Origin of the sequence: Caballeronia sp. LZ043 (assembly GCF_031451075.1) — a bacterium.
GTDB lineage: Bacteria > Pseudomonadota > Gammaproteobacteria > Burkholderiales > Burkholderiaceae > Caballeronia.
In genome coordinates, this window is the sequence record NZ_JARUXT010000013.1 from 40,134 (window position 1) to 46,872 (window position 6,739).

Below are 6,739 nucleotides of genomic sequence, written 5' to 3' on the forward strand. Positions count from 1 at the left end.
GCACATGAGCTATCAATGGATGACGCTATGGGGCTATGTCCCCGAGTTCCTCAAGGCCGGCTGGCTGACCTTGCAGGTCACGTTGCTGTCGTTCGTGCTGGCGCTTGCGCTCGGGCTGATCGCGGCGCTCGCCAGCATGTCGCCGTCGTCCATCGTGCGGTTCATCGCGCGGGCTTATGTCGAAGCCATCCGCAATACGCCGGTGCTGCTGCAGATCTTCATCGTGTTCTTCGGCTTGCCGTCGATGGGCATCGCGCTCGATGCCTATTGGGCCGGTGTCATCGCGCTGGGCGTGAACGTGGGCGCGTATCTGTCGGAAGTGTTTCGCGCGGGCATGCAGTCCGTGCCGCGCGGACAGATCGAGGCAGCCGGCATTCTCGGGCTGGAACGCGGGCAGATCTTCAGGGAGATCGTGCTGCCGCAGGCAGCGCGCGCGGTGTATCCGGCCATCGTCAATTATCTGATCCAGTTGCTGCTCGGTACGTCGCTGCTGTCGGCCATTGCGTTGCCCGAACTCACCGGCACCGCCACCGTCATCAATTCGCGCACGCTCCTGTACGTCCAGACGTTCGCGGTCGTGCTGGTCGCGTATCTGGTGCTGAGCAATGTGCTGTCGTGGATTGCCAGTCAGCTCGGCGCGCGCATGTTTCATCCGCCGCTCATCGTGAGGCCGGGCGCGCGCGGGGCGGGATTCTCGCTGCGTCGTGCGAATCGTGCGAAAAGTGCATAAGGGATTGAGCCATGTCACTCGAGCTGCTGAAAAACAGTCTGTCGATCCTGCTGCAAGGGCTCGTGACGACGCTGCTGCTGTCGCTTGCGGCGATCGTCGGAAGCACGCTCATCGGCCTGCTTGCCGCCGTGCTGCGTTCGTTCGGGCCGTGGGGAACGGACCGCATCGCAAAGCTCTATACGGAGTTGTTTCGCGGCACGCCCGTGCTCATCACGCTGATGTTCATCTACTTCGGCGTCTCGTACTTCGGCTACGCCATCGATGTCTTTGCAGCGGGCGTGATCGGCCTGAGCGTGTATCAGGGCGCGTATATCGCGGAAGTCTTCCGCTCGGGCATCGAGTCGGTGCCGAAGGGACAGTGGGAAGTCTCGCAGATCCTTGGTCTGTCGCGCATGCAGGCCTTCACCTCGGTCGTGCTGCCGCAGACCGGACGCATCGTGCTGCCGCCGCTCGTCGGTCAGTATCTGTCGCTCATCAAGGATACGTCGATCGTCAGCATGATCGGCATGTCCGAACTGATGCACGGCGGCCAGGCGATCGTGGATCGCATCGGCAAGCCGGTGGAGATCTACGGACTCGTCGCGCTGATCTATTTCATCGTGTGCTTCCCGCTTTCGCAATGGGTGCGCCATCATGACCGCCGGAGACTGACGTGAGCGATTCCCTCCAGAACAAGCCCGTCATTTCACTGACGGGCGTGAGCAAGGCATTCGGCGCGACGCGCGTGCTCAACGACATCAATCTCGACGTGCGCGCGGGCGAAGTGCTCGTGCTGATTGGCGCATCCGGTTCGGGCAAGAGCACGGTGCTGCGCATCATGGCCGGACTGGAGACGACGGACTCCGGCCAGGTCTGGGTCAATGACGTGCCGATGCACGATCCGAAGCGCGCGCGCGAAATTCGCGGCCACGTCGGCATGGTGTTCCAGCAGTTCAATCTGTTCCCGCACAAGACCGCGCTCGGCAATGTCACGCTTGCCTTGATCAAGGCGCGCGGCATGTCGCCCGCCGACGCCCGTACCCGCGCCATGGAGACGCTCGACCGCGTGGGTCTCGCGGACCGTGCCTCGCACTATCCAATCCAGTTGTCGGGCGGACAGCAGCAGCGTGTCGCGATTGCGCGCGCGCTGGCGGTCGAACCGGGCATCATGTTCTTCGATGAAGCCACGTCCGCACTCGATCCCGAACTCGTCGGCGAGGTGACGGAAGTGATGCGCGGCCTGGCGCGCGACGGCATGACGATGGTCGTCGTCACCCACGAGATGGGCTTTGCGCGCAAGACGGCGGATCGCGTCGTGTTCATGGACAAGGGCGTGATTGCGGAGCAAGGCGGTCCCGAGGACATCTTCGTCAACCCGGCGAACGAACGCACGCGGCAGTTTCTCAGCCGTGTACTCGACCATTGAAGGCTGAGCGAATGGCAGCAACGGAATCGTCGCGCGCGCGAGGCGTGGACCGTGTCATCGATATCTTCAGGAAGCTGCATCATGCGCAGCGGCCCATGACGATGCGCGAGCTGATCGAAGCGACCGGCTCGCCGCGTTCGAGCATCTATGAACTGGTTGCCATTCTCGCCGACGTGGGCTGGCTCGAAACATCGGCGGACGGCAGTGTGTTCTTCGGACGCGAGATGCATTACTACGGCTCGGACTACGCGGCGCACAACGACCTCATCAGCCGCGCGCATCAGTCCATTCTCGCGCTCGTACGCAAGTACGACGAGACCACGCAGCTGTGCATGCTCGAAGGAAACAAGTACGCGGTGGTGTTATCGGAGAACAGTGCGCGTCCCTTCAACATCAGCTCGGATATCGGCGTGCGCGTGCCCATTCCGTGGACCGCGACCGGACGCCTGTTGCTCGGCCACATGAACGCGGACGCCATCCGCGCGCTGATTCCCGCCGATGACTTCGTGCTCGACAACGGCGTGCGCATCGATTTCGACCAATTCATGCGCGACGTGCAGCACGCGAAAGCACTGGGCTATTGCTGCACGGAAGGTCTGTCCAATGCGTTCCGCCTCTGCATGGCCGCGCCCGTGCGCGACCGCATGGGCATTCCGATCGCCGCGCTGTGCTTCATGACGGGCCGCGACACGGACCCTGAACGCCGTCAGTCGATGCTGGACGATCTGCTGCAATCGGCGCAGGCGCTGTCGCAGCGCTGAGGGGAATGTAAGGCTTCGACTGCTTGCGGCAAGCCTGTAAGATGCGAGTCAGGACACAAGGCGTTCGCGACGCTGCCGGGCCTCGGGAAAGCGCTGATTGAAAGTGCCTTGCTAAAAGGGGCGCCATGCTCTAAAAAAATAGCTAGTCAGCGAATCCAACCGTCGCCCGCGCCGCAGCATGGACGACTCCACCGCGAGCCCGCCCGTCCATGAGTCTTCTCGAACTCAAGGAGGTTTCGAAGCACTTCGGCGCGATACAGGCCTTGACCGACGTGACATTCAGCCTCGAGCCCGGCGAGGTGGTGGGTCTGATGGGCGACAACGGCGCCGGCAAGTCGACGCTCGTGAAGATCATCGCCGGGAATTTCCCGCCATCGCAGGGCGAGATCCGCATGAGCGGCCAGCCGGTGCACTTCAGCAAGCCTGTCGATGCGCGCGCCCAGGGCATCGAGGTCGTCTATCAGGACCTCGCGCTATGCGACAACCTGACGGCCGCCGCCAACGTCTTTCTGGGCCGGGAACCGCGCATCGGCGTCTGGCCTTTCCGCGTCCTCGATCACGCCACCATGTATCAGCGGGCCGGCGAACTCTTTCGTGAATTGAAATCCGAAACGCGTCCCCGCGATCTCGTGCGGCAGATGTCGGGTGGTCAGCGGCAGGCCGTGGCAATTGCGCGCACGCGTCTGTCGGAAGCGCGGCTCGTCATCATGGACGAACCGACCGCCGCGATCAGCGTGCGTCAGGTGGCCGAGGTGCTCGACCTGATTCGCCGGCTGTCCGAACATGGCATCGCGGTCATTCTGATCAGTCATCGCATGCCCGACGTGTTTGCCGTGGCGCACCGCGTGGTCGTCATGCGGCGGGGCCACAAGGTGTCCGACAAGCCGACGGGCAACACATCGCCGGAAGAAGTGACCGGTCTCATTACCGGAGCCATCGCCGTCGCCTGACTTTTCACCGCCTGGAGACCTCACTTGAAGGATGCCCAACAGAGGCCGAACCCGATTCCGGTCGTGCTCGATGATCCGCAGTCAGCGCGGACGCATACGCGCTGGTCCGGCATGCTTGCAAGCCAGGTGTTCTGGGTGGTGCTCGCGACGATCGTTGCCTGCATCGTGCTGTCTCTGGCGACCTCGACATTCGCCACGTCGCAGAACCTGTTCAACGTCACGCGCAACTTCGCGTTCGTCGCCATCGTCGCGCTCGGCATGATGGCGGTGATCGTCACGGGCGGCATCGACATTTCGGTCGGATCGACCATCGGCCTCAGCGGCGTCGTGCTGTCGGTGGTCATGAACGCCGGCTATCCGTTGTGGGCCGGCATCGGCATGGGCTTGCTGACCGCGGGTCTCGTCGGCCTGGTGAATGGCTTCCTGATCGCCTATCTCAACATGCAGCCTTTCGTCGTGACGCTTGGCATGCTGAGCGTCGGCCGCAGTCTCGCGCTCGTCATATCCCGCAGCCGCACCATCTTCGATTTCGGTCCCGACGGCAGCAAGCTGCTCGCGCTCGGCGGCGGATCGACGCTCGGCGTCGCCAATCCGGTGTGGTTTCTCGTCGTGCTCGCGCTGCTGTTCTGGTTTGCGTTTGGCTGGACGCGCTGGGGCCGCTATGTCTTCGCGGTCGGCGGCAATCGTCATGCAGCGAACCTGACCGGCGTGCCGGTGCGCCGTGTGATCTGCTCGGTGTACGTGCTGGCTGGCTTGATGGCGGGTGTCGCCGCGATCCTCGAGGTTGGCTGGCTCGGCGCGGTGACGACGGGTCTCGGCACGGGCGACGAACTGCGCGTGATTGCGGCTACGGTGATCGGCGGCACGAATCTGATGGGCGGCATGGGCAGCGCGTTCGGTACGGTCGTCGGGGCGGCGCTGATCGAGGTCATCCGCAACAGCCTGATCCTGCTCGGTGTCGATTCATTCTGGCAGGGAACGGTGGTGGGCTCCTTCATCATTGTCGCGGTGCTTTTCAACCGGCTCGGCGGCGACCGGCAGACGGACTGAGCTGTCTTACTGGAGACGAAAATGAAGAAAGCATTGGTGTACCTTGCTGCGCTGGGAAGCCTGGCGATGCTGGCCTCACCTGCCCACGCGGCGGACAAGACCTTGGCCCTGGTGGTGAAGGGCCTCGACAACCCCTATTTCGATCTCATGCATCAGGGCTGCGACCGGGCGAACAAGGAGCTGAGCAAGCAAGGCTATACGTGCTACTACACGGGGCCGGCGACGGCGGCTGACGAAAGCGCGGAAGTGCAGATCATCGACGACTTGCTGACGAAGGGCGTGGCAGCGATTGCGATTTCGCCATCGAATGCGCCGGCGATTGCCGAAGTGATTCGCCGGCGTGGCAGCAAGATTCCGGTCATCACTGCGGATGCGGATTTGTTGCCGAAGGACCAGTCGTTGCGCAAGAGCTATGTCGGCACGGACAACTACGACCTGGGGGTGAAGCTTGGCGAGCAGTTGAAGACGTTGATGCCGAAGGGTGGAAAGATATGTCTGGTGATGGGCAACCCGGCTGCTGAGAACATCAATCAGAGGGCTCAGGGGACGCGCGATGCGTTGGCGGGCAAGAAAGGTGTCTCGAAGCTGGCGGGCGAGAATGGCTGGAACGAGATCAGCGCGTGCCCGCTCTACGTGAATGATGATGCGGCGAAAGCGAACCAGATGATGCAGGACACGCTGACGGCGAACGCCAGTGGTCTTGATGCGTTCGTGCTGGAGGGTGGCTGGCCGCTGTTTGCGCCGCAGGCCTATTCGCAGGTGGTTGCGCCGATCATGGACAAGATCCGGAGCGGCAAGTTCGTGATTGTGTCGGCTGATACGCTTGCGCCTGAACTGCAGGCTTTGAAGGACCACAAGGTGAATGTGCTGGTGGGTCAGCGTCCGGAGGAGATGGGCTATCAGGCGGCGATGGTGATGCGTGATCTTGCGGAGGGCAAGACGGTGAAGCCGATCGTGCATACGGGGCTTGACACGTGTACGTGGAAGAATGTTGATACGTGCCTCAAACATTGAGCAGAGAAGCCCGGCGCGCGGCGTACCGTGTTCATCATCGTTTCACCGCGTGCGCCAAACCCTTGCGCGATCGCGTCACAAGTATGGACAACGGGCAGCGAATCACGCACATTCAACGCATCGCAAGACTCAGAATCTTCTCAGTGCAATTAGGCGCGATTGTGCGTAGTTTTTGCGGTTCGGCGAGTGCATCGCGGAAGCAGGCTTTAAGCGACCTGTGAGCCGCAAATGAGAAGAACCCTGCTTCGCCTGTCAAGGGCGAGGCGGTTGAATTCGCAGGTTTCCGATCTCTCACGTCCTTGCACGGACGTGCATCGTGTCCGACCGTTCAATGGCGGGCCGTAGTAGAGGGTGCAGAGCGATTTGGGTTCATCGTCGCTCCAGACGCTCAACTCTGCTATTGGCCCGTCGCCTCTCTTCGAGAGGGACGCGGGCCCTCACCACAAAAGGGCGAACCCGTGAGCGTCAGAGGCACCGCAATCCATACCCGTATTCCACCCGCCCCCCTGCTATCCGCGCGTACCTGAGTCAGCTTCCGGCGACGTGCTCGATCACGATTCACCACGCAAGCAAGCTGCGCGGGCTCATTGCAATCGAGGTCGCCGCGCTTGGCTGACCTGTCCTCGCCTCCCTGAGAGGCACCGATCCCAGGTCCCGCGTGATCGTTCCGTCGCGCCACGGACTGGCAACAGGCACGCCTCTGATTTTTGCGCCTCGCCTCGTGCGAGGCTTTTTTTTCAGATTTATCGGCCTACGCCGGGCAATTCGGAGCGCTGACAATACACGTGCTGCTTGCTTACGTTGCCATGCCTCGCGAGCCGGTTCCGCC

Annotated in this window: 7 protein-coding genes; all 7 read left to right on the plus strand. The window is 62.5% G+C overall.

The window, feature by feature from the left end:
• Window positions 1-4 precede the first annotated feature (4 nt).
• The 7 genes from QCE64_RS35410 (at window position 5) to QCE64_RS35440 (ending at window position 5,910) form a co-directional block, all read left to right on the plus strand.
• Window positions 5-730: an amino acid ABC transporter permease gene (locus QCE64_RS35410; RefSeq protein ID WP_309927835.1), complete on the plus strand. Its 726-nt coding sequence runs from the start codon at window positions 5-7 to the stop codon at window positions 728-730.
• A gap of 11 nt (window positions 731-741) precedes the next feature.
• Window positions 742-1,386, plus strand: coding sequence for an amino acid ABC transporter permease (locus QCE64_RS35415; protein WP_309927834.1), 645 nt, complete (start codon window positions 742-744; stop codon window positions 1,384-1,386).
• The gene (locus QCE64_RS35420; RefSeq protein ID WP_309936035.1) at window positions 1,383-2,135 is read left to right on the plus strand and encodes an amino acid ABC transporter ATP-binding protein; all 753 of its coding nucleotides are present in this window, start codon (window positions 1,383-1,385) and stop codon (window positions 2,133-2,135) included. The genes QCE64_RS35415 and QCE64_RS35420 overlap by 4 nt, the downstream gene beginning before the upstream one ends.
• Window positions 2,136-2,146: 11 nt before the next feature.
• The gene (locus tag QCE64_RS35425; RefSeq protein WP_309927828.1) at window positions 2,147-2,896 is read left to right on the plus strand and encodes an IclR family transcriptional regulator; all 750 of its coding nucleotides are present in this window, start codon (window positions 2,147-2,149) and stop codon (window positions 2,894-2,896) included.
• 209 nt (window positions 2,897-3,105) lie between these two features.
• On the plus strand, window positions 3,106-3,846 hold the full coding sequence (locus tag QCE64_RS35430) for an ATP-binding cassette domain-containing protein (protein ID WP_309927826.1): 741 nt from the start codon (window positions 3,106-3,108) through the stop codon (window positions 3,844-3,846).
• A 24-nt stretch (window positions 3,847-3,870) separates the two neighbouring features.
• Window positions 3,871-4,896: an ABC transporter permease gene (locus QCE64_RS35435; RefSeq protein WP_309813138.1), complete on the plus strand. Its 1,026-nt coding sequence runs from the start codon at window positions 3,871-3,873 to the stop codon at window positions 4,894-4,896.
• Between the two features lie 21 nt (window positions 4,897-4,917).
• Window positions 4,918-5,910, plus strand: coding sequence for a sugar-binding protein (locus tag QCE64_RS35440; protein WP_310008908.1), 993 nt, complete (start codon window positions 4,918-4,920; stop codon window positions 5,908-5,910).
• Window positions 5,911-6,739 lie beyond the last annotated feature (829 nt).